A 25,360-nucleotide genomic window follows, 5' to 3' on the forward strand; every position below is an offset into this window, starting at 1 on the left:
TTGGCGGATGGATCAACGCTGGTGATGCGTCAGCCGCGCAGGGCCACGACGTTGCTGCCGCCGGCCAGCAGGCCCGCCAGCGACAGCGGTGCGTCGTCCAGCACTCCGCCGGCCGGGACCGAACGAGCCAGAAAACTGCCCTGGTACAGATCGGCGTCCATCTCGACCGCGGCCTGCAATTCCCCTGCGGTGTCGATGCCATCGATCAGGATCTTTGCGCCGCGGCGACGCAGTATCGAGATCACCGGCACCAGCAGTTGCGCGGTTGCCTCGGTGCGGATCTTGCCAAGCCAGCCGCCGTCGATCCGGACGATGTCTGGCACGACCTCCGCAGGAAACTTCCGCTCGGCGCCGAATGTGCCGGCGAGGCGAACGCCTTTCCAGCGCAAGTCGTCTATGGCTTGCCAGAATGCGTAGTCCCGGCTTTGGGCCGGGGCGATCTCGCAGACCAGCTTTTCGGCACCGAGGACGATGTCGTCCCACCCGGCCATCGGCACGGTGGTCAGAACAGACAGGAGGTCGACGCCCGGGCAGGAAACACAATCCACATGCAGGTCCAGGCCGGCAACGCCGATATTGGCATAGTTGCGCAGGTGGAGCGCCAAGCTCAGGGGCTCGGCCATGGCGGCCTCACGCGTTGTTGCCACAGCGAGATCCGCACCGCTGCCGATTGGCCGTCCATTGCCCAGCGTTGCCGCTGTGGCCTGCACGCCCGTCAGCCGCAGCGTACCCCCAGAGCGTGAGAAGATCGGTTGGAAGACGCTCTTAAGCCGGTACGGCCCCAAAACCGCGGTCGCGATGCCGATCTCGTCGGTGACGATCGACTCGCGGATTGCGGCCGCACTGGTCATGTCGGCTTCTTTCGACCGGGCGACTTGCGTATGGCCGATGCCGGTGCCGAACCCGGCTCATTCGCCTTGAAGGCGTTCTTGATGGCCAGTTCGGAAGAAACGATTTCGGGCCGCGCCAGCACAAAGCCCTGCACCATCGAGGCGCCCGACTTTTCCGCGAGTTCCAGTTGCCACCCCTCCTCGATGCCCTCGAAGACGGTCGTGATGCCCTGCTCGGCAAACTTTTCCACCATGGCGGTCAGAAGCGCAAACCCCGCGCCCGAGCCCATCATGTGGCTGATCCACTGCGCGTCGAATTTCACGATATCCGGACGCAGCGCCTCGACACGTTTGATGTCCGAATCCTCGGCCCCATAGTCGTCGATCGCGACTTTCAACCCGTTCGCTCTCAGCGCATTGACAAAAGCCTTCAGCGCCTCGGGCGAGGCTGCCTTCTGCTCGGTCAGTTCGCAGACTACGCGGCGCGGATGGATGCCCGCCTTTCCCATCACCATGCGCATGTCCTGCAGCGAACTGTCTGCAACCGACTGCTCGGTGAACAGGGACGGATCGAAATTGACGAAAATCATCGCTTCCGTCGCCAGAAAGGCGGCAGCGTTGAACAGATGCAGCGTGCGCGTCAGCGTCTCGACCTCAAGGCGCTCCGAAGCCGCCACCGCGCTGAAGAAGATTGCCGGAGAAATGCGCTCTCCACCCAGGGACGGCCGAACCAGCCCTTCATAGGCCACCACCTTCGGCTTGCTGCCCGGCTGGAAGGCGAAAATTGGCTGGAATGCGGTTTCCAGCACGAACGCTCCCCAAGCGCCCTTGGAAACTCCGCCATCCTGTCGGATGATATGGGCCGACCCGACAGTGCGAGACACGATTCTTGTTTGCTCCAAATTTGACGGGCAACATTTGCATACAAGGTTTTACCGCGCATTAACGAGATGAACCTTTGGACGATTTGTCCCGTCCTTTTTGACGCAGCACTTGCGATTTTGCGCGCAATCCGACATGAAAAACGCCGCCAAATTTCAGGCGCCCATGAATGGAGATAAAAGTCATGGCCTTCCTTGCCGACGCCCTTTCCCGCGTGAAGCCTTCTGCGACCATCGCGGTGACCCAGAAAGCGCGCGAGCTGAAAGCGAAAGGCCGTGACGTCATCGGCCTTGGTGCGGGCGAGCCCGATTTCGACACCCCGGACAACATCAAGAACGCGGCGATCGAGGCGATCCGCCGCGGCGAGACCAAGTACCCGCCGGTGTCCGGCATCGCGCCGCTGCGCGAGGCGATTGCCAGCAAGTTCAAGCGCGAGAACAACCTCGACTACAAGCCCGAGCAGACCATCGTCGGGACCGGCGGCAAGCAGATCCTGTTCAACGCCTTCATGGCGACGCTGAACCCCGGCGACGAGGTGGTCATTCCCACCCCTTACTGGGTCAGCTATCCCGAGATGGTGCTGCTGTGCGGCGGCACGCCGACCTTTGCCCAGACCACCGACGCCAACGGCTTCAAGCTGACCGGCGCGGCGCTGGAAAAGGCGATCACCCCGCGCACCAAGTGGCTGGTGCTCAACTCGCCGTCCAACCCCTCGGGCGCGGCCTATACCGAGGCCGAGCTGAAGGAGCTCGCCGAGGTTCTGCTGCGGCACCCGCAGGTCTGGGTGCTGACCGACGACATGTATGAGCACCTGACCTATGGCGATTTCGTCTTCAAGACCATCGCCGAGGTGGAGCCGCAGCTCTACAGCCGCACGCTGACCATGAACGGCGTGTCGAAGGCCTATGCCATGACCGGCTGGCGCATCGGCTACGCCGCAGGCCCGATCGAGCTCATCAAGGCCATGGACATGATCCAGGGCCAGCAGACGTCTGGCGCCTGCACCATCGCGCAGTGGGCCTCGGTCGAAGCGCTGAACGGCCCGCAGGACTTCATCGCCAGGAACAAGGCGATCTTCCAGGCGCGCCGCGACCTGGTCGTGTCGATGCTGAACCAGGCGCGCGGCATCACCTGCCCCTCGCCCGAAGGCGCGTTCTACGTCTACCCGTCCTGCGCGGCGCTGATCGGCAAGACCGCGCCGACCGGCAAGGTGATCGACAGCGACGAGACCTTCTGCTCCGAGCTTCTAGAAGCCGAAGGCGTGGCGGTGGTGTTCGGCTCGGCCTTCGGCCTTGGCCCGAACTTCCGCATTTCCTACGCCACCTCCGAGGCGCTTCTGGAAGAAGCCTGCAGCCGCATCCAGCGCTTCACGGCCTCGCTGGCCTGATCCAAACGGTTGCCCCGAAACAGAAAAACCCGGCGTTTCCGCCGGGTTTTTTTTATTGTCGTGCGGTGAGTTTCCCGCTTCCGAGAATAGAACCCGTCAGGCCTCCAGCCAGCACTTGGTCAGCGCGTGGCTGCCCATCAGCTCGCCGTTCGGGTCATCCACCCAGCCGCCGACCTTGTCGCTGGTGGCGTCGACATAGTTGTTGAACATCGGGATGATCACACCGCCCTCGTCGCGCAGCATCACGCCCGCCTGGCGATAGATCTCCTTGCGCTTGGCCTGGTCGAGCTCGGCGCGGGCGGCAAAGATCAGCTTGTCGAAGTCCGGCCGGAGGAATCGCGTGTCGTTCCACTCGGCCTGCGACAGATAGGCGATCGAATAGACCTGATCCTGCGTCGGCCGGCCCGTCCAGTAGGACATGGAGAAGGGCTGCTTGTTCCAGACCTCGGACCAGTAACCGTCGCCGGGCTCGCGCTTGACCTCGATGTTGATGCCGGCCTTGGCAGCGCTCTGCTGGTAGAGCTGGGCAGCATCCACCGCGCCGGGGAAGGCAACGTCCGAGGTGCGCAGCAGCACCGACCCGTCATGACCCGACTTCTTGAAGTGGAACTTCGCCTTGTCGGGATCGTAGGTGCGCTGCTCGATGTCGTCGGAGAATAGCGCATAGGCCGCCGTCACCGGCATGTCGTTGCCGACCGAGCCGTAGCCGCCGAGAATCTTCTGCACCATTTCCTCGCGGTCGACGGCATATTTCAGCGCCAGCCTGAGGTCGTTGTTGCTGAAGGGCGCGGTGTCGCAATGGGCGATGAAGACATAGTGCCCCTTGCCCGGCACGTTGCGGATCGTGACGCCCGGCACGCGCTTGAGCATCTCGATGATCTTGGGCTCGATGCGGTTGATCATGTGCACCTGCCCGCCCTGCAGCGCTGACATGCGCGCCGTGGCGTCGTTGATCACCGTGATCTCGATCTGGTCGGCATGGCCGCGCGCATCGGGTGCCCAATAGTCCTTGAAGCGCTCGCCGACATGGCGCACGCCGGGCTCGTTGGCTACCACCTTGTAGGGGCCGGTGCCGATGCCGGCGGTCGGAGCGTCCTTGCCGCCGTTCGGCTGGATCATCAGGTGGTAGTCGCCGACGACGTAAGGCAGGTCGGCATTCGGCTCCTTCAGCACGATGACGACATTGCCGCCGTCGACCTTGACGCTTTCGAAGTCGCTGACGAAGGGCAGCGCGGCGGATTTGGAGTTCTCGTCCGCATGGCGCTCCAGGGTAGCCACCACGTCGGCCGGCGTAAGTTCCTTGCCGTTGTGGAAGGTCACGCCCTTGCGGATCTTGAAGGTCCAGGTCTTGGCATCAGGCGAGGCATCGTATTCCTCGGCGATGCGCGGCTCGATCTCGCCGGCGGGCGAGACTTCCAGAAGCTGCTCGCCCCAGCAGCGGCCGAGCGTATAGGGAACCTGACTCGCCCAGGTGCCGGGATCGAGGCTGTTGGTGGATTCACCGCCCACCATGCCGGCCTTCAGGATGCCGCCCTTGACCGGGCCGGCCGCACGCGCGGCGCTGCCGATCAGCGTATTGGCAAGCGTGGCCGTCACGCCGAGGGCCGCAGCGCGGCCGAGAAAATCGCGGCGCGACAGGCGGCCGCGCACGACCTCGCGGCTCAGAAACTCCAGTTCATTCGTCATATTTCGGCTTCTCCTCCTCGATCGGGTCGACTGTTGTCGTTCTGGTTCCCCGTCGGTCGGAATATTGGACGCCGGTGCCGATGGCCCAATGAGCCGACAACGACATCGGATGGCGCAGACAGCGCAGCCTCCGGCGCTCAATTTCCTTGCCCTCTACCTCGGCCCGTGTGACGATGCCGCTTGGCGGAGCTTACGAACCCGCCACGCGACGGCCGGAACAGGCCGGCCGCCGCCTGGGTGTTCACGCATCAGGAGGAGGTCGCATCATCATGGGCAATCGCGCTGGAGGAAGACGCACGGGACCGAAATGCATCGCCATCGTCGGTCCCTTTTCTAGCGGCAAAACCACCCTTCTCGAAGCCATTCTGGCCCGCACGGGCGCAATTCCGCGTCAGAATCCGATCTCTTCCGGAAACACCGTATCCGACCATTCGCCCGAGGCGCGGGCGCATGCCATGAGCGTGGAGGCTACATTCGCCACCACCGACTTCATGGGCGAAAGCCTGACCTTCGTGGATTGCCCCGGCTCGATCGAATTCGCCTTCGAGGCGGAGCCGGTGCTGGCGGCCTGCGACCTGGCGCTGGTGGTGGCCGAAGCGGACCAGAAGAAGGTGCCGGCCCTGCAGCTCATCATGCGCAGGCTGGACGAGCTCGGCGTGCCGCGCATCCTGTTCCTGAACAAGATCGACAAGGCCGAAGTGGGCGTGCGCGAAACGTTGAAGATGCTGCAGCCCACCAGCCGGACACCGCTGCTGCTGCGCCAGATACCGCTGCGCAAGGAGGGCATCGTGGTGGGCTCGATCGACCTGGCGCTGGAGCGGGCCTACATCTACCGCGAATACTCTGAAAGCGAGATCGCCGAGATCCCGAGCGACGAGAAGGCACGTGAGATAGAGGCGCGCTTTTCAATGCTCGAAAGACTGGCCGATCACGACGACGCGTTGATGGAGCAGTTGCTGGAAGAGATCGAGCCGCCCAAGGACGCGGTCTTCGACGACCTTGCCGCAGACCTGCGCAGCGGCGCGGTGACGCCCGTGCTGATCGGGTCGGCCGAAAAGGGCAATGGCGTTCTGCGCCTGCTAAAGACGATCCGCCATGATGCGCCCGACGTGGAGACGACCAGGCAACGGCTCGGCGCGCCGAACAGCGGCCAGACCGTGGTGCAGGTGATGAAGACCATCCACACACCACACGGCGGCAAGCTCTCGGTCTCGCGCATCCTGTCCGGCTCGGTGGCAGACGGCGCGGAACTGTTCCTGCCCGGCGGCGCCAGCGCCAAGGTGTCGGGCATCTACCGCATGTTCGGCAAGGACCAGGCCAAGCAGGCTTCGGCCGCGGCCGGTGAAACGGTGGCACTCGGCAAGCTTGACAGTGTGCGAACCGGGCAGACGCTGACCACGAGCAAGGGTGGAACGCAGCCCCTCGCCACCTTCAAAATGCCCGATCCGGTATTCGCCTTCTCCGTGCGCCCGAAGGAGCGCAAGGACGACGTCAGGATGTCGGCCGCCATTCAGCGACTGGCGGAGGAAGACCCGTCGCTGTCGCTTCGCCATCAGCAGGATTCCAGCGAAACGGTGCTGATGGGCCACGGCGAAATGCACCTGCGCGTCACCGTCGAGCGGCTGGAAGGCAAGTACCAGATTCCGGTCGAGGCAAAGCCGCCGGCGGTTCCCTACCGCGAGACGATACGCAAGGCGACCCAGCAGCGGGGCCGCCACAAGAAGCAGTCAGGCGGGCATGGCCAGTTCGGCGACGTGGTCCTGGACATAAAACCCCTGCCCCGCGGCACGGGTTTCGAGTTCACCGACACGATCACCGGCGGTGTAGTGCCCAAGACCTATATCCCGTCGGTCGAGGCTGGCGTTCGCGATTTTCTACGCTCCGGCCCGCTCGGCTTTCCGATCGTGGACATCGCGGTCAATCTTGCCGATGGCTCCTACCACACCGTCGATTCTTCGGACATGGCCTTCCAGATGGCCGCCAAGCTTGCGATGCGGGAAGGCATGACCGCCTGCTCGCCGGTGCTGCTCGAACCGATCATGAAGGTCGAGATATTTACGCCCTCGGAAGCCACCGCCCGCATCACCGGCATCGTGCCGCAACGGCGCGGTCAGATCCTGGGCTACGACGCCCGGCCGGGCTGGCCGGGATGGGACGTGGTGGAAGCGACGATGCCACAAGCGGAGATCGGCGACCTCATCATCGAGTTGCGTTCGGCAACGGCCGGCGTCGCCAGCTATCGCGCGAGTTTCGACCACATGGCGGAACTGACCGGCCGGCTGGCCGACGAGGCCATGAACGCCAGCGGCAAGGCGGCCTGAACGCTGCATGAGCGGCTTCGCCAAGAGCGAACAGAAAAATCGGCGCCCGGACAATCCCGGACGCCGACTCGCGGACCATGCCGCCCTGGTTTGGGGTGGGGAGGAGGCAGCACGTCAGGTCCGCCGCAATCAATTCAGACACGAACTGCTCCGCCTGTTGCGGCGAAGCAGTCGGACGCGGCGGCTGCCTGAGCTTCGAGCTTTCGTGTGATGCCCCCATCTCACGAAGGCTCGCACGCCGCGTCCTGAACATGCATAGCAAAGGGTGGCACGGCGAGACAGGTTACGAGAGGTTACATGTCACGGTTACACTACGGCCTTCCGGCGCGGCGGCGCGTCGTATCCAATGACATACAGCGACCGAGTTCCGGCCGACTGGAGGGTGGTTACATAGGCGCACTGGATTTCGGGCACAAAAAAAGCCGGATCAAAAGACCCGGCTAAGTTTGATTGGAAGTGCCGATTAAGGCTAAACCTCCAGAGGGGAACACTCTAGGGCGCTAATGGGAGGAGGAACGCGCCCAGGAGATGGTTGGTATATGGGCTATACCTGCTGGGGAAACAAGCCGCTTCCTTGCAAGGCACCCATGCAAAATGACGCAGGCTGTGGCCCAAACTTGGACCAGTCGATAGGGCCAGGAGATTTTCGAGCTGCGAACGGAGTTGGCCCGAGTGCCCGACGGCCTCGAGTGCCGCAGAGTTGATCAGGCTAATCTCAGTTCCCTAACAGGGGCTGAATGCAGGGGGTGAAACATGCGCAGGCCTCTCGCCATCGCCGGCAGTGCCGTCTTCTTCATCCTTGCGCCCGGCGTCGTGGCCGGTGTTGTGCCCTGGTTGCTTACCCAGCGTTATGGTCGGCCGTTCTCATCCGTGGCTGGCGCGGTGCCGCTTGGTCTGCTGCTCGTCGTGGCGGGCGCCGCGGTGCTGCTTCAAGCCTTCGCCCGTTTCGCCCTGGAGGGGGCCGGCACCCCTGCCCCGGTGGCGCCCACCGAGCGGCTGGTCGTCGGCGGGCCTTATCGGTATGTGCGCAACCCGATGTATGTGGCAGTGCTGGCGATCATTCTCGGACAGGCGCTGCTTTTCGCCTCCTGGGCCGTCGCGCTCTATGCGGCAGCGGCATGGGCGGCCACCTTCGCCTTCGTGCACTTTTACGAAGAGCCGACGCTGGCGCGACGCTACGGCGACCAATACGAGGCCTATCGGCGCACGGTGCGCGGCTGGGTGCCACGCCTCACGCCGTGGCGCGACACCAGAACAAGCGATCACATGGGAAGGGATCGGCGCGGCCGACTCAATAGGGCCAGTTGCGCGCCTTGGCGATGACGAAGTCACGGAACACGTGCAGCTTCGCCTGGTTCTTCATCGCGTCCGGATAGCAGAAATAGGTGTCGAAGGACGGCACCTCGGTTTCCGGCAGCACCTGGACCAGGCCGGAATCCTTGCTCACAACATAGTCCGGCAGCATGGCGATGCCAGCTCCGGTCTGCACCGCACGCTTGATCGACAAGATGTCGTTGATCTGCAGGTTGGCGATGCGCTGCCCGCCTTCGAAGTCGCCCACGGTCTCCAGCCAGTTCAACTCGCTGAGATGCGATGGCACCGGCAAGCCGAAGGTGACGATGCGGTGGTTGCGCAGTTCGGCCATGCTTTCCGGCTTGCCGTATTTGTTCACATAGGACGGCGAGGCGTAGAGGTGGAAATGCACCGTGAACAGCCGGCGCTGGATCAGGTCGGGCTGCTGGGGCTGGCGCAGCCGCAGCGCGCAGTCGGCCTGGCGCATGGTCAGGTCCAGCTCCTCATTGGCCAGGATGAGCTGCAGGTTGATGTCCGGGTAGAGCTCGAGGAATTCCTGCACGCGCTCCGTCAGCCAGCCGGCGCCAAGCCCCACCGTAGTGGTGACACGGAGAACGCCGGAAGGCCGATCCTTGGCCTCGCTCAGTCGCGACTTGATCGATTCGAGCTTCATCAGCACGTCGTGCGCCGTGCGGAACAGCATTTCGCCCTGCTCGGTCAAGACCAGGCCGCGCGCATGGCGGTGGAACAGCGCCACCCCCACTTCGCTCTCCAACGCGCTTACCTGGCGCGAGATCGCCGATTGGGAAAGGCGCAGCGTCTCGGCCGCATGTGTGAACGAGCCGGCTTCCGCCGCGGCGTGAAACACGCGCAGCTTGTCCCAGTCGAGCGCCTCGCTGCGCCGACCTACCCTGACGTTGTTCTGTTCTGGCTTATTCCGCGGCTTCACGATGAACTTCTATTCCGGCAAGAAATTTTTCGGCTTCCAGTGCCGCCATGCAGCCGAGACCGGCCGCCGTAACCGCCTGGCGGTAGACATCGTCGGTGACGTCGCCGGCCGCGAATACGCCAGGCACGCTGGTGCGGGTTGAATCCGGTTCGGTCCAGAGATAGCCGCTCGGCTTCTGCTTGAGCTTGCCGACGAAGAGCTCGACCGCCGGTGCATGGCCGATCGCCACGAACACGCCATCGACAGGCAGGTCGCTGTGCTCGCCGGTCACGACGTTGCGCAGCTTGAGCCCGCTCGCGGAAGGCGGCAGCGGCGGCTTGCCCGGATTGCCCGTGATCTCGTCCACCACCGTATTCCAGATGACCTTGATGTTGTCCTTCTGCAGCAGGCGCTCGCGCAGGATGCGCTCGGCGCGGAAATCGTCGCGCCGATGGATGACGGTGACGGTTCTGGCAAGATTGGAGAGGTACAGCGCTTCTTCGACAGCCGAATTGCCGCCGCCCACCACCGCCACGTCCTTGCCGCGATAGAAGAAGCCGTCGCAGGTGGCGCAGGCCGAGACGCCGAAGCCCATGAAGGTCTGCTCGCTGGGAATGCCAAGCCATTTGGCCTTGGCGCCGGTGGCGATGATCAGCGCATCGCAGGTGTATTCGGCGCCAGAATCCGCCTTCAGACGGAAGGGCCGCACGTCCAGATTCACTTCGGTGATCAGATCATTGACGATTTCGGCGCCGACATTCTCAGCCTGCTTGAGCATCTCGCCCATCAGCCAGGGACCCTGGATGGGGTCTGCGAAGCCGGGATAATTCTCGACATCGGTGGTGATCATGAGCTGGCCGCCCTGCTCCAGCCCGGCCACCAGCACGGGTTTCAGCATGGCGCGCGCCGCATAGATGGCAGCCGTATAACCTGCAGGACCGGAGCCGATGATAAGGACGGGCGCATGTTTGGTCGTCATGTAAAGGCCTTCATGAACTTGGGGCGGCACGTAGCGATGCGGATTGATATTTCGCGCTAATCTAAGTGTTGGCGGCGCAGGCAGCAAGGCGACGAATCGACCGTCCCCGGAAAGCTTTGCCCGCGCGGCCCCTGACGCAGCGAAGCACCCCCGAAAGGCAGTAGAAAATTTCGCTGCGTGGGCCTGACGCCGCCCCGCTTATAGTTTAATTACACGATGGCGACAGATTCTTGCGCCACCGCACTGGAAAACCAACATGCCGCTGAAGGCCGACCTCGACGCGATCGACTGGAAGATCCTGCAGGAACTGCAGAATGAAGGGCGCATGACCAATGTCGAGCTGTCGCGGCGGGTGGGCATCTCGGCCCCGCCTTGCCTCAGGCGGGTCAAGCGGCTTGAAGATTCCGGCATTATCCGCGGCTATCGCGCCCTGCTCAACGCCCCCGCGCTTGGTATGGACGTGGTGGCCTTCTGCCTGGTGGGCCTTCATCACCACGCCGAGGCGGAGCTGAAGGCATTTGCCGACCGGACGCGCCTATGGCCGATCGTGCGCCAGGCATGGATGGTCTCGGGCGACTCCGACTTCATGCTGCATTGCGTGGCAAGCGACCTCACCACCTTCCAGAACTTCGTGATCGAGGATCTTGCCTCCGCGCCCAATGTCGATACCGTGCGCACTGCTCTGACCATCCGCCAGGTGAAGAACGAAGGATTGGTGGCCATAGAAGCATATAGTTAGCGAGAATTCCGCAAGGAGAAACGTTGGGAACGACCGATACCAGAAAACGCATGGTAATCGTCGGTAATGGTCCGCTTTCGCGCGACCTTTCCGAGCATGTCGACAGCGCCGACTTCGTAATCCGCTTCAATGATCCGAAGGCCGGAATTGGCCTGAGCGGGGTCAAGACCGACCGGTTGCTGATGGCCAACACCGGACCACCCATGCGGCGGCGGCTGAAAACTCCTGAGCTGATCACCTCGCCTATCTTTCAGGCCGCCAGGGAATTGGTGTTTCCCTATCACCCGCTCATAGTTCGGCGATATTTCATAAAGGTCTCGTTTCTGTCCCGCCTGAAGGGCAAACGAGCCGAATATACGCTCAAAGGCATCGAGGTGTTCGGAGGCGCGGGCAAGGAAATACGGATCATGCCTCCGCAGTTCTACGAACAGGGCTGCCGCGCACTCGGATTGCCGGAAGCCAAAATGCGCGAGTTCTTTCCAAGCACCGGTTTTTTCGGGATTTGGCACGCTCTCGAACACCACCCAGCAGACGAGTGGCGCATAGAAATCTGCGGCTTCACCTGGGAGGGATGGCAGCAACATACCTGGGCCGACGAGCGCCGATGGGTCTTGGAACAGGTGGATCACGGCCGCGTAATAATACTGGAATAAATATCAGTTCTTCGCGAAAAAAATTCGTGCATAATCCTTTCTGGGGAACAATCAGATTGGATACTCGGCATGAACGACACGCTGAAGATATTCATCGGCTGGGATTCTCGTGAGTCAATCGCATACGAGGTCGCGAAAAGCACAGCCCTGAAGAATGCCTCTACTCCACTGGACATTCAGCCGATCAAGCTGAACGACCTTGTCGCCAGAGGCCTCTACTCTCGCGACATTGATCCACTTGCCTCGACAGAATTTACATATTCACGCTTTTTTACGCCACACCTTGCCAATTTCGAAGGATGGGCATTGTTCTGCGACTGCGACTTTCTGTTCTTCGGGGACCTTGCCGAACTGCGAGATTATCAGGACCCGACCAAGGCCGTCATGTGCGTCAAGCATGACTACCGACCGAAGGAAGGGTTGAAGATGGACGGCAAGGCGCAGACGAGCTACCCGCGCAAGAACTGGTCTTCCTTCATGTTTTTCAACTGCGCCCATCCATCGACCCGCAGGCTGACAGCGGAACTCGCCAACCGCGAATCCGGTGCCTACCTGCATCGCATGCAGTGGGCGGAAGACGACGAAATCGGCGATCTGCCGATGGAGTGGAATTGGCTGGAGGGATGGAACGAGAAACCGGCCGATGGCCCGCCCAAGGCTGTGCATTACACGAGCGGCGGTCCCTGGTTCAAGGACTGGCAGGATGTCGAATACGGGGATGTCTGGCGTCAGGAAGCGCTGAGGATCGCCCCCGATTTCAGGCCGATGTAACCCCCGCATGGGCGCGTGCGTGGATAGGCCTCCGCGCACGCCCGGCCGGCTGGATGACGAGAGAAATGCTCATCCCCTGGGGCTGAAGGGTACGGTCCGGAAAATGAGGCGACCGGTCGCGAGAAGAGCTGCCCTGCGCACGGAAACGGCGATCTGACGCCCGACGCGGCCAAGTTCCCGAGGAATTTTGCCCCACCCCCGAAGCCTGGGGCTTCTTGGATCGTGGCGATGGAAGCTGACCCTATCCGTCTCCAGTGTGCTGGCCATCTGTTCGTCTGCCGACGAACCGAAAACGAGGTTGTGCTGCATGCAGATCGCGGGCACCAACTGCAGGGCATGGAGTTCACCGAGAATTCCGTATTTCGGGGAGAAGATTATCTCGTCGACCGGCTCGCAGTTCCGCTCGGTTGCGGCCAGCAATCGCCGAGCTGTCCGGGGTGTCACAAAATACCCTCCCGCGCAGAAGTGATACGAAATCAGTCGGCGCAACTCGTGCCCGAACGGCGTAGCCTCCACCACGTGGCCCATCTCGACCCGCTTCAGCGTAGCCTCCCCCTTGACGATATCCGTACCAGCCGGAATCCACTCGTGCGAACGCAAGAAGTTCCCCGCATCACTGGAAAAATGGATGTCGTCCTCGGCTATGAAGGCCCAGGGCGCATTTTCCGCGACGACCATTTCCCACACTTTGCGGTGGCTCAGAAAGCAGCCGATTTCACCAGCGGATAAGGAATTGCGCCCCGAAGACAGCCCGCGAAGCCGTTCCAGCTCCGCGTCGGGCAGTTCCCTGGCGTCCACCGCCGGCACCCGCACCAGGTCGATGTACATGCCTTCGATCTGTTTCCTGAACCAGGCGAGACGGTCGGCAGATCGGTCGAGATTGATCAGGTAGAGTTTCATGCCAGGATCCGAATACTGTTGAATATTCGTTCCGAGGCGCGGTCTGGACCATCGCCGCGGCATTCCCTAAAGAAACTGCACACATTCGAGCTCAAGCCACCGCATTATCGGCAGCCCTAGGCAAAAAAATGACGCGTAACATCGCTCCGATTTCAGCTTACATCATTTCCAAGAACGAAGCATCGGTGCTGGGGGACTGCCTCGACAGCCTCGATATCTGCCGGGAAATCGTCATCGTCGATTCAGGATCGACCGATGGCACGCTGGAGTTGATTGCAGACTACACGGCTCGCGGCTTTCCAATCCGCCTCATCCAGCGGGAATGGCCGGGCTTTGCCCAACAGAAGCAGTTTGCGCTGGAGCAGTGCACCTCAGCCTGGTGCCTGAACCTGGACTGCGACGAGCGCCTGGACGAGCAACTGAGGGCCGAGCTGTTGGCCGGGAATTTCGATCACCCGGACGTTGCGGGGTATTCGATCAAGCGGCCGGAATATCTTCCGGGCTACGGCTACCCCCCGGCCGCCGTGCATGCAGAGCACCTCGTACGCCTGGTGCGCAAGGACAGGGCGAGCTACGACCAGGGCCTGGCCGTGCATGAATCCCTGAGGGTCGAAGGTCAGGTCAGGAAGCTGACGCGAGGTCGCATCCTTCACTTCCGCAACCTTTCCATCAATCAGGATTTTGGCAAGATGAATGGCTATTCGAGGCTGAAGGCACTTGCCGGACACCAGCGCGGGAAGACCTCCAGCTTCTCAAAGATCATGCTGAAGCCGCTAGCGCAGTTTCTCAAATTCTATCTCGCCCAGCGCTTTTTCCTGTGCGGCACACCGGGACTGATCTATTCCGTGATGCTGTCGAGCTACGTCTTCATGACCGAGGCGAAGCTCTATCGTCTCTCGAAGGATGGCATGCCTTCGGAATAGCCGGCCTGGCCGAAAGGCAACCTTTCGGGACCATTGCCCTACCCATTCGACCAGACCCGGTCATAGACCGTGCGAATGCCATCGGCTTCGCGCCGCAGCGGAAAGGCTGAGCGTGCATGCGCAAGGGCCGCTTCAGCCGCGGCCTTGCGGACGGCTTCGTCATCCATCAGGCGGCCGGCAGCCGCGATGATTGCCGGCAGGTCCTCGCGGTCAACGACGTTTCCGGTCACGCCTTCAACGACCAGCTCAGAAAAGGCACCGACATCGGTCGCCACAACCGGCACGCCGCTCGACATCGCCTCGAGAGGCGTGAGCCCGAACCCTTCCCAACGCTGGGGTGCGATGTAGAGCGACATCGCTCCGAACCAGGGCGTGATGTCCGCAACCTCGCCGACAAACAGGATGCGGTCGGCAAGTCCTGCTGCGGCGGCTTTCTGTTTCAGTTCCTGCTCGAACCCGGCGTGCTGGGCAGTCGCGCGTCCGGATATCACCGCCGACCAGCCGGGCCGGCCCGGCAGAAGCTCGATCATGGCGTCTACGAAGAGATCGACCCCCTTCTGATGACGCACACGGCCGAAGCAGCCGACATAGTTCCGCGTCGGATCGAGCCTGAGCGCGCTCAGCGCGGCGGCCTTGTCCTTTGGCGGCGTGAATCTGCTGGTGTCGACGCCGTGCATCACCACGGTGCTGGGCACCTTGAGATAGGCGGCTGCCTTGCTGCTGGTGGCAATCACGGCATCCATCTGCCGGATCAGAAACCTGGTCCAGCGCGTGTGTTCGCGCTGCGCGGCGGAGGTGAAGACAAGCGACAGCGGCGCCCCAAGCAGCTTCAGCACCAGGCCCGTCAGCATCTCGGTGTTGCGCCTTGCATGCCAGATGCGCTTGCGCCCCGAGCCTGGCCGCTTCCATAGTGAGAAGAGTTGCCACCAGCGCATGCGCGGCAGCGTATCCGGCAGGCCTGGCCCGAAGGTGGCGATGCCCACGCTTTGCGACTGGATGGGAACCAGCTGGATGATCGTGCTGGTCACGCCCGAAAGGCGGCGCTTGAGGTTGGGAGCGACCACCTCGACGCGGGCCATGTCGGGAGCAGGCTCGCCGATGGCCGTGGCCGGACCACGGGCTGCGTTTTCATGTCCGGCCACTTTGGCTACCTCAGATGAACTGGACCTCGACGACTTCATAGCCGCGCGGCCCGCCCGGGGCATTGACCTCGACGCTCTCGCCGACTTCCTTGCCGATAAGCGCCCGCGCAATGGGCGAGGAAATCGAGATGCGTCCCGCCTTCACGTCAGCTTCCTGGTCGCCGACGATCTGGTAGGTCTTTTCCTCTTCCGTTTCCTCGTCGACCAGCTTGACCGTAGCGCCGAACTTGATCTTGTCGCCGGACAGCTTGGAGATGTCGATCACCTCGGCGCGGGCAATGAGATCCTCGAGCTCGTTGACACGCCCCTCGTTCAGGCTCTGCGCTTCCTTGGCGGCGTGATATTCCGCATTTTCGGACAGATCGCCATGGGCACGCGCCTCGGAGATCGCCTCGATGATGCGCGGACGTTCGTCCTGCTGGCGCCAGCGCAGTTCTTCCTTCAGCGTTTCGAATCCGGCGGCGGTCATGGGGACCTTGTTCATGATAGTCAGCCTTTCCTCAAAACACCTTCCCCCGCTGCAATTCCTGCTTGAAAAAACGTGGGCCGGCACAAAAAGAAAACGGTCCAGCGGCAAGGGCCGCACGAACCGTTGATGCATTTCGACCCAATATAGCGACGTTCGCAAATTTTTCACCTTAAAAAACGGTATAACGCCGATCATGCACCGTTAGGGTTGCGCGCTTGGGAAGAGCGCTTCGATCGGCGCCGGCCAAGCCCCCCGGCATCGACGTCTTCTTGCCCGGGAGGCAATGTCGCCTATGTCGGAGTTATGGCCTTGAGAAGAACCCTCGCCCTTGGCGTCCTTTGGCTCCTGCTCGGTTTCGGCCTGCTCACGGCCGGCAACAGCCTTGCATCACCAAAGATTTTCAACACGCAGAAGGCTCGGGTCAGCGCCGAAGTCGTGGCCAGCGGGCTGGAGCATCCATGGGCCCTCGCCTTCCTGCCAGGAGGCGACATGCTGATCACCGAGCGGCCGGGGCGCATGCGCATCCTTTCTCAGGGCAAGCTGTCCGCGCCCGTCAAGGGCCTTCCCGAGATTGCGGCGTTTGGCCAGGGCGGCCTGCTGGACGTGGTGTTGTCGCCGCATTTCGCCACCGACCAGTTGATCTTCTTTTCCTTTGCGCAGCCAGGCAAGGGCGGCGCCGGCACCGCCGTGGCCCGGGCAAGACTCGTGCGCCAGGGCGAGAGCGCCCGTCTCGAAGATGTGAAAGTCATCTTCTCCATGGCGCGCAAGACCGCCTCGCCGCTGCAATTCGGCTCGCGGCTCGTTTTCGCCCCGGACGGCACCCTTTTCGTAGCCACGGGCGACCGCGGCGACGCAAAGCGCGCGCAGGACATGCATGACAGCGCGGGCGCAGTACTGCGGATCGAACCCGACGGCTCCATTCCGCCCGACAATCCCTATTCCGACGGCAAGAAGGGCCTGCCCGCGCTCTGGTCCAAAGGCCATCGCAACATTCAGGGCGCGGCCTACGATCCGCTGACCAGTGGCCTCATCACCACCGAGCACGGCGCGAAGGGCGGCGACGAGGTCAACCGGCCGGAAGCGGGCAAGAACTATGGCTGGCCGGTCATCACCTACGGACGCGACTATTCCGGCGCCAAGATCGGCATCGGCACCGCCGCCCCGGGTTACGAGCAGCCGCTCTATTACTGGGACCCTTCGATCGCGCCTTCCGGGCTTGCCATCTACGAAGGAAAGATGTTCCCCGAATGGAAGGACGACCTCCTGGTCGGCGCGTTGAAATTTGAACTGGTCGCGAGGCTCACCCGCAACGCCCAGGGCAAGATCACCGGCGAGGAACGCATGTTCAAGAATGCCTTCGGGCGCATCCGCGATGTGAGGGTGGCACCGGACGGCTCGGTCTGGCTATTGACCGACGAGGAAAACGGCCAGGTCATTCGCCTGTCGCGGGCGAAATAGCCGGCCGCGCGGCAAGGCACTGCCGGCTGTTTCCGCCAGCTATTTCTTGGCCACCGGCCATGTTGCCGGCCATTCCATCGGCCCGCCGGCGTAGTTGCCGTCGCAGTCGCCCTTGGCGCGGGCTTCCTTCAGCACGAAGGCCGGGCCTTCCATCTGGGTGCGCAGCCGCCATTTGTTCCAGCTTCCGCAATCGCCGATGCCGCGTCCTCTGAAGAAGGCTGTCAAAGTGCGTACCGCGTGGTTCCACTCGATGTTCCAAGCTTGGGAAACGGTGGTCGGGCCCTCTTCCGACATGTCGGGCAGGGCGAGCCGCTCGAAGGCACCGTCGCGCTCCAGGAAAAACGCAAAGGGCTGGTTGTAGGCACCGCCCTCGCCGCAGGGCAGTGCGAGCAGGCGGAAGCCCTCATCGAAACCGGCGTCGAATCCGCCCGGGCCGAAGCGGCTCTCATCGTCGAAGCCGCACTCGCCGCCCTCCTGGAAGCGGCCGCGCAGGGCCTCCGGAATATCCGCTATGGACAAGACTTCCCGCACGTCGATGGTCGGGCTCGCGCCTTCGCCCTTGACCTGCAGGGCATCCCGGGCCTTGAGGCGGTCCTGCGCCTCGTCAACGAAAATCAATGATCCGACCAGGCCGGAAAGCGAGAAGGTCGAGCGCCCCTCGCCGGCTGCGGAAACATAGGTCAGCTCAAGCTTGCTGGCCTTGCGCAGTGCATCGAGCAGCGTCAGCGTCTCGGCGTCACCGGCAAAGCTGTACTCGCCATCCTCGCTTCGGCGGGCCCTTGCCACCGGCAGGGTCAGCACAGTCTTGCCGTCGGCCGCGAATGCAACGGCGCTGCCCGGTTTCAACTCATCCTGCGCCGTCACCACGAGATCGAGCGGCGCATCGGGCCCGGCCTTGCGCACCATGGAAAAGGAGGCAACCACCGGCTGCGCCGGCGACTTCGCCAGCGTCTGGATGCGGCATGTCACGGCCGCCGAACACAGCACTTCAAAATCCTTGATCGCCTTGTAGGCGTCGGCCGATGCCGCGGACACACCGCAAAGCGAGAGAAACGCCGTGATCAGAAACGGCCGCATCGTAAAAGCCCCCATTCGCGCGTGGCCTCAGCAATGCCGACTCTGGCCCTTGCCGCCACGGGCCGCGATGCTATGACAAGCCGCCTTTCTTCTCCACCATTCGAGCGCCGGTTCCCACTTAAAATGACACGACTTCAGGCCAATCTGCTTCTTCTGCTTGCCGGTGCCATGTGGGGCATGGGCTTTGTTGCCCAGTCGTCCGCCATGGAGTCGGTCGGCCCGTTCGTATTCATCGGCCTGCGCTTCGTTCTGGCGACGCTTGCGGTGCTGCCCTTCGCGATCCGCGAGGCGCGCCGCGCCGAACATGCGCTCACCACGCGCAACTGGCTTGCTTTCCTCTGGGTCGGCTTGATGATGCTGGGCGCCATCGCCTTCCAGCAGATCGGCCTTCTCTCAACCACCGTTACCAATTCCGGCTTCCTCACCGGGCTCTATGTGGTGATGACGCCGCTGTCTGCGGTAATCCTGTTTCGCAACTGGCCGCATCCGATCGTCTGGCCGGCGGCCCTGACGGCTCTCGCCGGCATCTGGTTCCTTTCCGGCGGCTCGATCGAACAACTCACCCCTGGCGACTGGCTCACGGTCATTGCCGCCGCCTTCTGCGCGCTGCAGGTCATCTTCATCGCCCGCGCCGCCTCGGGCACCGGGCGGCCGATCACGCTGGCGGTCACGCAGTTTGCCGTATGCGCCGTCGCCGGGATGTCCATTGCGCTGGTCCATGAGCCGATCGACTGGAGCGCGATCCGCGTTGCCGCGCCGGAAATCGTCTATGCCGGCATCTTCTCCGGCGCCATCGCCTTCACGCTGCAGGTGATCGGCCAGCGCTACACCACGGCGCCGCAGGCCGCGATCTTCCTGTCTTCGGAAGCGCTTTTCGCCGCGCTGTTTGGGGCGCTGTTCCTGGGCGAACGTCTGCCCGCCTCTGGGCTGACGGGCTGTGGACTCATCTTCGTTGCCATCCTTGCCGTCGAGCTGTTGCCCGCCATGCTGGCAAGGAAGGCAGCGGTTACGCCCTGAAGATCAGCGCCGCCCCGCCCGCGATCATGGCAAAACCGAGCGCGTGGTTCAGGGTCAGCGACTCTCTCAGGTAGAACACCGAAAACACCGCGAACACGGTAAGCGTGACCACTTCCTGGATGGTCTTCAGTTCGGCTGCCGAATAGGCTTCGCTGCCGATGCGGTTGGCGGGCACGGCGAGCCAATATTCAAAGAAGGCGATCATCCAGCTCACCACGACCGCCGCATAGAGCGGCGCCGTCTTGAATTTCAGATGTCCGTACCAGGCGAACGTCATGAAGACGTTCGATGCCACCAGCATCAGGATCGGGAGGACTTTGGGAGACAACAGAAGGTTCATTCGGCGGGCCCTTGCTTGGAAGATCGGACATTTCGGGGCATCGCATCGGCAAGTCAATGCGCCCGCCTGGACCCCGCGCAAACATCCCGCGTGACGTGGCTCGCAAATAGGATATCATCCGCTGGAGGTCGATGAGGACGACGCCCGTGGAGCACAAGCCCGAAAGGGAGTGGGAACTGACAATCGGTCCTGACACTGTGCGTCTTTTCATCGAAAAGGCAAAAGCGATCAGCGCGGCAGTCAACGAGGATTACACCGACGGCAGCGAGCACGAGATCGAGCTCAACGGCCATACGCGCGACACCCACGCCCATGACGGCCTGGCGGAGGAAGAAGCCGTCAACTTCACCGAAGAAGAGCTTCGGGAACTGATCGACGACCTCAATGTGGACGAGGCGGCCGAGCTCGTAGCGCTGACCTGGGTGGGCCGAGGCGACTACGATGCCTCCGAGTTCCGGGAGGCGGTGGCCGAGGCGCGGCGGCGAAGCAATAATCGCACCGCGAAATATCTGCTCGGCATGCCGATGCTGGGCGACTGGCTCGAGGAAGGTCTGGAAGCCATCGGCGCCTGAGCAAAGCCGTTCTCTGCCTGCCAACGAAAGCCTTAAGCGCTGCGCCGCAATCTCGCCGCAGCCGTAAACACGCCCGCTGACCTTTCATTTACTCTCGCGCCCTATCCTGCCGCTTTCAGGACAGGGAGCCAGTCGATGGCCCGCAAATTTCGAGCTTGGCGCAAAGGCGCGCGGCGGCTCGGCGTCGCACGCGCCCTGGCGACCGCCTCGGCCGCGATGGTCGTCGCCGCAGTCGCCTCATGCAGCACCGACGGCGTGATGACGCTGCGCCCGGAAGTCGATGTCGGGATGCGGACCGCCGCGCTGCCCGTGGCCAATGTCGCACCGCCGGATCCAATCCCGAACTCCCCCGAGCCGACCTTTGCCATTCCGGACATCGAAGACGAGGAGTTCGGCGAGGCCTCGGCGCAACAGCCGTTCGAGCCCGCCCCGCCCCCGGATCAATCGTCCGTGACGCTTGCCGCCGCCGTTCCGCGCGTGCCCGTCGCGCGACCGTCCACGACCGGCCTGCAAACGCTGGTGCCCTCCAACCCGATGATGGTCGCTTATCCGCGGCTCGATACGCCATTGAAGCCCGGCACTGCCTTGCCGGCTGATGAAGTCGCCTGCCGCAACGACCTGAAGCGGCTCGGCGTGACCTTTCGCGACCTCGCCCCGATCAACGACGGCGGCGCCTGCCGGGTGGACTATCCGGTGCAGGTCTCGGCCATAGGCAGCGTGAAGATGAAGCCCGCCGCGACGCTGAGCTGCCGCATGGCTGCAAGCTTCTCGCGCTGGACCCGCAACGAGCTGGTGCCCGCCGCACGTTGGCGCTACTGGTCGGGCGTGAAGACCATCCATCAGGGCTCGAGCTATTCCTGCCGGCGCATCGCGCGTACCACCACGCCATCGGAGCATTCCAGGGGCAATGCTCTCGATGTCATGCGCATAGAACTCGGCAATGGGCGCGACATCGACGTGCGCAAGCCGGGCTGGTTCGCATTCCGCGAAAAGGGCTTTCTCAACACCGTGCGCGCTGATGGCTGCGATTATTTCACAACGGTGCTGGGACCGGGATACAATTACGACCACCGCAACCATTTTCATTTCGACATCAAGCCGCGCCGGAACGGCTATGTCGCCTGCCGCTAGCAATCTGGGCAGCAGTTTCAACAAGGCCAGCCGCGCCTTCGGCGCAAAATAACGCAGCCGCCCTATTTCCGATTGGCCTGACGTGGTGCTATGGAGCGGCGATGCTATACGTCGAACTTGCGATAGTTCTTGTCCTCATCTGCGTGAACGGCCTTCTGGCCATGTCGGAACTGGCTATCGTCTCGTCGCGGCCGGCCCGCCTCAAGGCGATGATCGACCGCAGCGTGAAGGGTGCCGGTCACGCGCTGGAACTCGGCTCCAATCCCGGCCGCTTCCTCTCGACGGTGCAGTTCGGCATCACGCTGGTCGGCATCCTGTCCGGCGCCTTTTCCGGCGCCACGCTCGGCCAGCGCCTCAGCCAGTTCCTCCTGGAAAACGGCGTATCGACAGGTGTTGCCAATACGCTCGGCGTGGGTGTGGTCGTGGCGATCATCACCTTTGCCTCGCTCATCATCGGCGAGCTCGTGCCCAAGCAGATCGCGCTGCGCAACCCGGAGACGGTGGCTGCGCGCGTCGCGCCCATGATGAGCGTGCTGGCGATGATCGGCGCGCCGCTGGTCTGGCTGCTCGATGTCTCCGGGCGCGCCGTGCTGTGGCTTCTGGGCCAGCGCGGCACCAGCGAGGAAAAGGTTACCGACGAAGAGATCAAGATGCTGGTTGCCGAGGCCGAGCATCACGGCACCATCGAATCCGACGAGCGCCGCATGATCGCCGGCGTGATGCGGCTCGGCGACCGCGCCGTGCGCGTATTGATGACCCCGCGCACCGAAGTCGACTGGCTAAACCTTCACTCCGACGAAGCCGCGATCCGCAAGATGCTGATAGAGACCTACCATTCCCGTCTCCCTGCCGGCGAGGGCAGCGTGGACGCCATGGTGGGTGTGGTGCAGACGCGCGAAATTCTGGCTACGATCCTGGCCGGCCAGCCATTCGACCCCGCCAAGCATGTGCGCACCGCCCCGATCGTCCACGACCAGGCCGACGCGCTCGACGTGCTGACCATCCTCAAGCAATCCGACGTGCCGATGGCGCTGGTGCACGACGAATACGGGCACTTCGAGGGGGTGGTCACCCCGGCCGACATCCTGGAAGCCATCACCGGCGTGTTCCGCGCCGACGCGGACGAGGACGATTTTGCGCCCGTCCAGCGCGAGGACGGCTCATGGCTGCTGGCCGGCTTCATGCCGGCGGATGAAATGGCCGATCATCTCGGCATCGAGCTGCCCGAGCACCGCGACTATGAAACCGTCGCCGGCTATGTGCTGGCGCATATGCACCACCTGCCGACCACGGGCGAATGCGTCGACGCGCAGGGCTGGCGATTCGAGGTCGTCGACCTGGACGGCCGCCGCATCGACAAGGTGCTGGCGGCCAAGCTGGCGGGCGCATGAGCACCGCTTGACGGTGCATTTCGCGTTACAAGACAGCCAGTTGCGGGATCGGCTTGAATCACGGCGGGAATGCAGCCCGACGGTTGTTTCGCTATCTCCGAGCTGATCGCGCGACGGGGATGTCGTTCTGAACCGCATCTGGCTGCCGCCGGTCGAGGCATGGATTCCCGACACTCTCCGCTCACTGCGTTCGCTCACAAGGTCGGGAATGACGGCGTGTACGGATTGCCTCTGCAAATCACCAACGTCGAAGTACCGTTGACAGCCCCGGTGCAGCCGTCATTCCCGACCTCGTGAGCGAGTGAAACGAGCGGAGAGTGTCGGGAATCCATGCCTCACCACCGGTAAAATCGACAACGGTGCAGGCACCGCAAAATGCACTCCAACAGGAACGGCGGGTTTCAGGACGCCATTCACGATGGCCGAGAGCGAACCGACAAAAAGGGGGGCATCGCTGCCGCCCTGCCCGTCCCTGGGAGGAAGTGTTCCTGCTGCTCAGGCAGCCTTGCTGGCGGCAGCCGCATCGGCATCGCGCGCAGCCTTGAGCGCCTTGGCCCACCAGATCGTCTCGTCCAGCAGGGCCTTGCCGGCCTGGTTCAGGTGCTCGAATTCCTCGATCTTCTTGCCCTCGCGAATAGCGAGGAAGTCGCCCCAGACAATGTGAACGGCAGCCTTGGTCGGCGCCATCTGCAGTTCCACCGCATGCATGCGCAGCTGCTCCACGGCACGCGCCCCGCCCACGCCGCCATAGCCGATGAAACCGGCCGGCTTCTTGTTCCACTCGTTGTAGGCGTAATCCAGCGCGTTCTTCAGCACGGCGGTCGGGCCGTGGTTGTATTCGGCCGCGGTGAAGATGAAGCCGTCGAGCGAAGCGACCTTCTCCTGGAACTTGCGAGCGACTTCGCTCTGCGAGGGGCCCCAGGCCGGCGAAACCGCCTCATCGAAAAATGGCATCGGATAGTCGCGCAGGTCGACAACTTCGACCTCGACATCGCCGCGCGCCTTGGCCAGACTGACGATCCATTCGGTTGGCTTGTCGGCAAAGCGCGCGGCGCGCGTCGAGCCCACGACAATACCGATCTTAAGCTTTGGCATTTGTAATTCTCTCCTTTTGAAATCTGGTATCCAATGGATACTAGAACTATATAGGAAACCACCTTTCAGGTGCGCAAGGAGGCACTTTTTTGAAACCGAGGCACCAGCATCGCAGCGAGGATTGCAGGGCCGTCAGCGATATCCTGCAGCGCGTGGGCGACAAATGGACGGTGCTGGTCGTCAGCCAGCTGGGCAAAGGCCCGATGCGCTTCAACGAGCTGCGCCACATCATCGGCGGCATTTCGCAGAAGATGCTGACCACGACCCTGCGCGGGCTGGAACGCGACGGCTTCGTCACCCGCACCGTGTTGCCCACCACCCCGCCGCGCGTCGACTATGAGCTGACCGGCCTGGGCCGCGAGCTTCTGTTGCCGGTCACCGCGCTAGGGGAATGGGCACGCAAGAACACCGCGCGCGTGACCGAGGCGCGGATGAAGTTCGATCTGGCGAACCCGAAAAGCTAGGCGGAGCCATGATCACGTCGTGGCAGGAAGCGATATCTGAAATCGAGCGGCTGATAGCTGAAAAGGTCAGGGATTTTTCGGCCGAGACGACAAAGAACACTGAAGACTTTTTGGCATTTGCCAGTGGTCGATTGCTACCGCCAAACGAGGTGGGAGAAGGCTACTGGGCCACGATTTCGGCCCATTGGACTGAGGCGAAGCCTGCCCCGATCGAAGTCGAAATTCACGACGACCATTACGAGTTCTATCGGTTTTTCGATGGCCGAACAGATATCAAGCATTTTGAACACCTGCCCGGCCAGCCACTGCCTGAGCCACTCATTGCCTTACTGACAGAGTGGCCTTTGCGCTAGGAGTTTTAAGCCTCCAACGGCACAGGCTTCGGCTTGCCCTCGCCGTCCAGCGCCACCATGACGAAATCTGCGTCGGTAACCCGCTCCATCAGGTCGGTGAGATAGCGCTGCGCCCAGGCTTCCACCTTCAACGTCACCGAGGTGCGGCCGACGCGCGTGACATGCGTGTAGATGCACAGCGTGTCGCCGATCTTCATCGGCTTGGCGAACGACATTTCCTTCACAGCCGCCGTCACCACGCGGCCCTTGGCGCGCTCGGCGGCGCGGATGCCGCAGGCAAGGTCCATCTGCGCCATCACCCATCCGCCAAAAATGTCGCCGGCGGCATTGGCGTCGGCCGGCATCGCCAGCGTGCGCAAGGTAAGCTCGCCCGTCGGCTGGCCGTCTGCGTAATGGGGCATCTGGAATCTCCGAACATGTCTGCGCCATGGATGGCAGTTGCAGCCGTGCGGGGCAAGTTTCGTCATTCGCGACAGCTCCACCCGTCGCTTTTTTCACAAGCCATGCCGGTAGCCCATAGGCCGAGGCGACGAGATGAGGTCTAGGCTTGAATCGATAC

At 62.9% G+C, this 25,360-nt stretch carries 26 protein-coding genes; 14 read left to right on the forward strand and 12 right to left on the reverse strand.

Translation table 11 applies throughout. From position 1 onward, the window contains the following. Window positions 1-29: 29 nt before the first annotated feature. On the reverse strand, window positions 30-851 hold the full coding sequence (locus ABLE86_RS03760) for an EAL domain-containing protein (RefSeq protein ID WP_348777557.1): 822 nt from the start codon (window positions 849-851) through the stop codon (window positions 30-32). Then, window positions 848-1,714: an EAL domain-containing protein gene (locus ABLE86_RS03765; RefSeq protein ID WP_348777558.1), complete on the reverse strand. Its 867-nt coding sequence runs from the start codon at window positions 1,712-1,714 to the stop codon at window positions 848-850. Before ABLE86_RS03765 ends, ABLE86_RS03760 begins: the two co-directional genes overlap by 4 nt. A 182-nt stretch (window positions 1,715-1,896) precedes the next feature. On the opposite strand from ABLE86_RS03765, the gene ABLE86_RS03770 reads away from it, so the two are divergent. Next, window positions 1,897-3,099, forward strand: coding sequence for a pyridoxal phosphate-dependent aminotransferase (locus ABLE86_RS03770; RefSeq protein ID WP_348777559.1), 1,203 nt, complete (start codon window positions 1,897-1,899; stop codon window positions 3,097-3,099). A gap of 96 nt (window positions 3,100-3,195) precedes the next feature. On the opposite strand, the gene ABLE86_RS03775 is transcribed toward ABLE86_RS03770, so the two are convergent. Then, window positions 3,196-4,785, reverse strand: a complete 1,590-nt coding sequence (locus ABLE86_RS03775; RefSeq protein ID WP_348777560.1) for an ABC transporter substrate-binding protein — start codon at window positions 4,783-4,785, stop codon at window positions 3,196-3,198. A gap of 269 nt (window positions 4,786-5,054) precedes the next feature. On the opposite strand from ABLE86_RS03775, the gene ABLE86_RS03780 reads away from it, so the two are divergent. After that, entirely contained in the window at window positions 5,055-7,106 is a 2,052-nt protein-coding gene (locus ABLE86_RS03780; RefSeq protein WP_348777561.1) for an elongation factor G, read from the forward strand. Between the two features lie 753 nt (window positions 7,107-7,859). Beyond that, window positions 7,860-8,429, forward strand: a complete 570-nt coding sequence (locus ABLE86_RS03785) for an isoprenylcysteine carboxylmethyltransferase family protein (protein WP_348777562.1) — start codon at window positions 7,860-7,862, stop codon at window positions 8,427-8,429. Here ABLE86_RS03785 and ABLE86_RS03790 read toward each other — a convergent pair. Together ABLE86_RS03790 and trxB are read right to left on the reverse strand one after the other, a co-directional pair. Then, window positions 8,398-9,348, reverse strand: coding sequence for a LysR family transcriptional regulator (locus tag ABLE86_RS03790; protein ID WP_348777563.1), 951 nt, complete (start codon window positions 9,346-9,348; stop codon window positions 8,398-8,400). The two genes, ABLE86_RS03785 and ABLE86_RS03790, sit on opposite strands and share 32 nt — an antisense overlap. Then, window positions 9,332-10,306: a thioredoxin-disulfide reductase gene (trxB, locus tag ABLE86_RS03795; RefSeq protein WP_348777564.1), complete on the reverse strand. Its 975-nt coding sequence runs from the start codon at window positions 10,304-10,306 to the stop codon at window positions 9,332-9,334. Before trxB ends, ABLE86_RS03790 begins: the two co-directional genes overlap by 17 nt. A gap of 256 nt (window positions 10,307-10,562) precedes the next feature. Between trxB and ABLE86_RS03800 the strand changes: the two genes are divergently transcribed. The 3 genes from ABLE86_RS03800 (at window position 10,563) to ABLE86_RS03810 (ending at window position 12,469) form a co-directional block, all read left to right on the forward strand. Further along, window positions 10,563-11,045 (forward strand): Lrp/AsnC family transcriptional regulator, encoded by a 483-nt coding sequence (locus ABLE86_RS03800; protein ID WP_348777565.1) that lies wholly within the window; start codon window positions 10,563-10,565, stop codon window positions 11,043-11,045. Window positions 11,046-11,095: 50 nt separating this feature from the next. Beyond that, entirely contained in the window at window positions 11,096-11,698 is a 603-nt protein-coding gene (locus ABLE86_RS03805; RefSeq protein ID WP_348777744.1) for a hypothetical protein, read from the forward strand. Window positions 11,699-11,767: 69 nt separating this feature from the next. Further along, complete coding sequence (locus ABLE86_RS03810; RefSeq protein WP_348777566.1) at window positions 11,768-12,469, forward strand: glycosyltransferase; 702 nt, start codon at window positions 11,768-11,770, stop codon at window positions 12,467-12,469. A 69-nt stretch (window positions 12,470-12,538) separates the two neighbouring features. On the opposite strand, the gene ABLE86_RS03815 is transcribed toward ABLE86_RS03810, so the two are convergent. Then, window positions 12,539-13,369, reverse strand: coding sequence for a glycosyltransferase family 25 protein (locus tag ABLE86_RS03815; protein WP_348777567.1), 831 nt, complete (start codon window positions 13,367-13,369; stop codon window positions 12,539-12,541). A 128-nt stretch (window positions 13,370-13,497) separates the two neighbouring features. Here ABLE86_RS03815 and ABLE86_RS03820 point away from each other — a divergent pair, with 128 nt between their 5' ends. Then, window positions 13,498-14,292 (forward strand): glycosyltransferase family 2 protein, encoded by a 795-nt coding sequence (locus ABLE86_RS03820; protein WP_348777568.1) that lies wholly within the window; start codon window positions 13,498-13,500, stop codon window positions 14,290-14,292. 38 nt (window positions 14,293-14,330) lie between these two features. On the opposite strand, the gene ABLE86_RS03825 is transcribed toward ABLE86_RS03820, so the two are convergent. Then, entirely contained in the window at window positions 14,331-15,371 is a 1,041-nt protein-coding gene (locus ABLE86_RS03825) for a glycosyltransferase family 4 protein (RefSeq protein WP_348777745.1), read from the reverse strand. Window positions 15,372-15,444: 73 nt separating this feature from the next. Continuing rightward, window positions 15,445-15,918 (reverse strand): transcription elongation factor GreA, encoded by a 474-nt coding sequence (gene greA, locus ABLE86_RS03830; RefSeq protein ID WP_348777569.1) that lies wholly within the window; start codon window positions 15,916-15,918, stop codon window positions 15,445-15,447. Between the two features lie 294 nt (window positions 15,919-16,212). Between greA and ABLE86_RS03835 the strand changes: the two genes are divergently transcribed. Continuing rightward, entirely contained in the window at window positions 16,213-17,361 is a 1,149-nt protein-coding gene (locus ABLE86_RS03835) for a PQQ-dependent sugar dehydrogenase (protein WP_348777570.1), read from the forward strand. A gap of 39 nt (window positions 17,362-17,400) precedes the next feature. On the opposite strand, the gene ABLE86_RS03840 is transcribed toward ABLE86_RS03835, so the two are convergent. Next, the gene (locus ABLE86_RS03840; protein ID WP_348777571.1) at window positions 17,401-18,438 is read right to left on the reverse strand and encodes a DUF1176 domain-containing protein; all 1,038 of its coding nucleotides are present in this window, start codon (window positions 18,436-18,438) and stop codon (window positions 17,401-17,403) included. Window positions 18,439-18,561: 123 nt separating this feature from the next. Between ABLE86_RS03840 and ABLE86_RS03845 the strand changes: the two genes are divergently transcribed. Further along, window positions 18,562-19,455 (forward strand): DMT family transporter, encoded by an 894-nt coding sequence (locus ABLE86_RS03845; RefSeq protein WP_348777572.1) that lies wholly within the window; start codon window positions 18,562-18,564, stop codon window positions 19,453-19,455. Here the strand turns inward: ABLE86_RS03845 and ABLE86_RS03850 are convergent. Beyond that, window positions 19,445-19,795, reverse strand: a complete 351-nt coding sequence (locus ABLE86_RS03850) for a DMT family protein (RefSeq protein WP_348777573.1) — start codon at window positions 19,793-19,795, stop codon at window positions 19,445-19,447. The two genes, ABLE86_RS03845 and ABLE86_RS03850, sit on opposite strands and share 11 nt — an antisense overlap. 146 nt (window positions 19,796-19,941) lie before the next feature. On the opposite strand from ABLE86_RS03850, the gene ABLE86_RS03855 reads away from it, so the two are divergent. The 3 genes from ABLE86_RS03855 to ABLE86_RS03865 all read left to right on the forward strand — a co-directional run bounded on the left by ABLE86_RS03855 (window position 19,942) and on the right by ABLE86_RS03865 (window position 22,889). After that, a complete protein-coding gene (locus ABLE86_RS03855; protein ID WP_348777746.1) occupies window positions 19,942-20,367 on the forward strand; it encodes a DUF3775 domain-containing protein in 426 nt (141 codons plus the stop codon). A 135-nt stretch (window positions 20,368-20,502) separates the two neighbouring features. Further along, a complete protein-coding gene (locus ABLE86_RS03860) occupies window positions 20,503-21,498 on the forward strand; it encodes an extensin family protein (protein WP_348777574.1) in 996 nt (331 codons plus the stop codon). 101 nt (window positions 21,499-21,599) lie between these two features. After that, window positions 21,600-22,889, forward strand: coding sequence for a hemolysin family protein (locus ABLE86_RS03865; RefSeq protein WP_348777575.1), 1,290 nt, complete (start codon window positions 21,600-21,602; stop codon window positions 22,887-22,889). Between the two features lie 495 nt (window positions 22,890-23,384). On the opposite strand, the gene ABLE86_RS03870 is transcribed toward ABLE86_RS03865, so the two are convergent. After that, window positions 23,385-23,984, reverse strand: coding sequence for an NADPH-dependent FMN reductase (locus ABLE86_RS03870; protein ID WP_348777576.1), 600 nt, complete (start codon window positions 23,982-23,984; stop codon window positions 23,385-23,387). An 89-nt stretch (window positions 23,985-24,073) separates the two neighbouring features. Between ABLE86_RS03870 and ABLE86_RS03875 the strand changes: the two genes are divergently transcribed. Beyond that, window positions 24,074-24,448, forward strand: coding sequence for a helix-turn-helix domain-containing protein (locus ABLE86_RS03875; RefSeq protein ID WP_348777577.1), 375 nt, complete (start codon window positions 24,074-24,076; stop codon window positions 24,446-24,448). Window positions 24,449-24,456: 8 nt separating this feature from the next. Further along, on the forward strand, window positions 24,457-24,801 hold the full coding sequence (locus tag ABLE86_RS03880) for a hypothetical protein (RefSeq protein WP_348777578.1): 345 nt from the start codon (window positions 24,457-24,459) through the stop codon (window positions 24,799-24,801). Window positions 24,802-24,806: 5 nt separating this feature from the next. On the opposite strand, the gene ABLE86_RS03885 is transcribed toward ABLE86_RS03880, so the two are convergent. Then, window positions 24,807-25,202 (reverse strand): acyl-CoA thioesterase, encoded by a 396-nt coding sequence (locus ABLE86_RS03885; RefSeq protein WP_348777579.1) that lies wholly within the window; start codon window positions 25,200-25,202, stop codon window positions 24,807-24,809. Between the last annotated feature and the right edge of the window lie 158 nt (window positions 25,203-25,360).

This window comes from Mesorhizobium sp. KR2-14, from assembly GCF_040049255.1.
Classification (GTDB): Bacteria; Pseudomonadota; Alphaproteobacteria; order Rhizobiales; family Rhizobiaceae; genus Pseudaminobacter.

What these genes read in the sequence shown, in the direction of transcription:
- ABLE86_RS03780 (WP_348777561.1), top strand. Translation starts at nt 5,055, where the DNA reads ATGGGCAATCGCGCTGGAGGAAGACGCACGGGACCGAAATGCATCGCC.
- ABLE86_RS03845 (WP_348777572.1), top strand. Translation starts at nt 18,562, where the DNA reads ATGACACGACTTCAGGCCAATCTGCTTCTTCTGCTTGCCGGTGCCATG.
- greA (WP_348777569.1), bottom strand. Translation starts at nt 15,918, where the DNA reads ATGAACAAGGTCCCCATGACCGCCGCCGGATTCGAAACGCTGAAGGAA.
- ABLE86_RS03865 (WP_348777575.1), top strand. Translation starts at nt 21,600, where the DNA reads ATGCTATACGTCGAACTTGCGATAGTTCTTGTCCTCATCTGCGTGAAC.
- ABLE86_RS03775 (WP_348777560.1), bottom strand. Translation starts at nt 4,785, where the DNA reads ATGACGAATGAACTGGAGTTTCTGAGCCGCGAGGTCGTGCGCGGCCGC.
- ABLE86_RS03885 (WP_348777579.1), bottom strand. Translation starts at nt 25,202, where the DNA reads ATGCCCCATTACGCAGACGGCCAGCCGACGGGCGAGCTTACCTTGCGC.
- ABLE86_RS03785 (WP_348777562.1), top strand. Translation starts at nt 7,860, where the DNA reads ATGCGCAGGCCTCTCGCCATCGCCGGCAGTGCCGTCTTCTTCATCCTT.
- ABLE86_RS03770 (WP_348777559.1), top strand. Translation starts at nt 1,897, where the DNA reads ATGGCCTTCCTTGCCGACGCCCTTTCCCGCGTGAAGCCTTCTGCGACC.
- ABLE86_RS03800 (WP_348777565.1), top strand. Translation starts at nt 10,563, where the DNA reads ATGCCGCTGAAGGCCGACCTCGACGCGATCGACTGGAAGATCCTGCAG.
- ABLE86_RS03760 (WP_348777557.1), bottom strand. Translation starts at nt 851, where the DNA reads ATGACCAGTGCGGCCGCAATCCGCGAGTCGATCGTCACCGACGAGATC.
- ABLE86_RS03815 (WP_348777567.1), bottom strand. Translation starts at nt 13,369, where the DNA reads ATGAAACTCTACCTGATCAATCTCGACCGATCTGCCGACCGTCTCGCC.
- ABLE86_RS03850 (WP_348777573.1), bottom strand. Translation starts at nt 19,795, where the DNA reads ATGAACCTTCTGTTGTCTCCCAAAGTCCTCCCGATCCTGATGCTGGTG.
- ABLE86_RS03810 (WP_348777566.1), top strand. Translation starts at nt 11,768, where the DNA reads ATGAACGACACGCTGAAGATATTCATCGGCTGGGATTCTCGTGAGTCA.
- ABLE86_RS03880 (WP_348777578.1), top strand. Translation starts at nt 24,457, where the DNA reads ATGATCACGTCGTGGCAGGAAGCGATATCTGAAATCGAGCGGCTGATA.
- ABLE86_RS03860 (WP_348777574.1), top strand. Translation starts at nt 20,503, where the DNA reads ATGGCCCGCAAATTTCGAGCTTGGCGCAAAGGCGCGCGGCGGCTCGGC.
- ABLE86_RS03825 (WP_348777745.1), bottom strand. Translation starts at nt 15,371, where the DNA reads ATGGCCCGCGTCGAGGTGGTCGCTCCCAACCTCAAGCGCCGCCTTTCG.
- trxB (WP_348777564.1), bottom strand. Translation starts at nt 10,306, where the DNA reads ATGACGACCAAACATGCGCCCGTCCTTATCATCGGCTCCGGTCCTGCA.
- ABLE86_RS03870 (WP_348777576.1), bottom strand. Translation starts at nt 23,984, where the DNA reads ATGCCAAAGCTTAAGATCGGTATTGTCGTGGGCTCGACGCGCGCCGCG.
- ABLE86_RS03805 (WP_348777744.1), top strand. Translation starts at nt 11,096, where the DNA reads ATGGTAATCGTCGGTAATGGTCCGCTTTCGCGCGACCTTTCCGAGCAT.
- ABLE86_RS03840 (WP_348777571.1), bottom strand. Translation starts at nt 18,438, where the DNA reads ATGCGGCCGTTTCTGATCACGGCGTTTCTCTCGCTTTGCGGTGTGTCC.
- ABLE86_RS03820 (WP_348777568.1), top strand. Translation starts at nt 13,498, where the DNA reads ATGACGCGTAACATCGCTCCGATTTCAGCTTACATCATTTCCAAGAAC.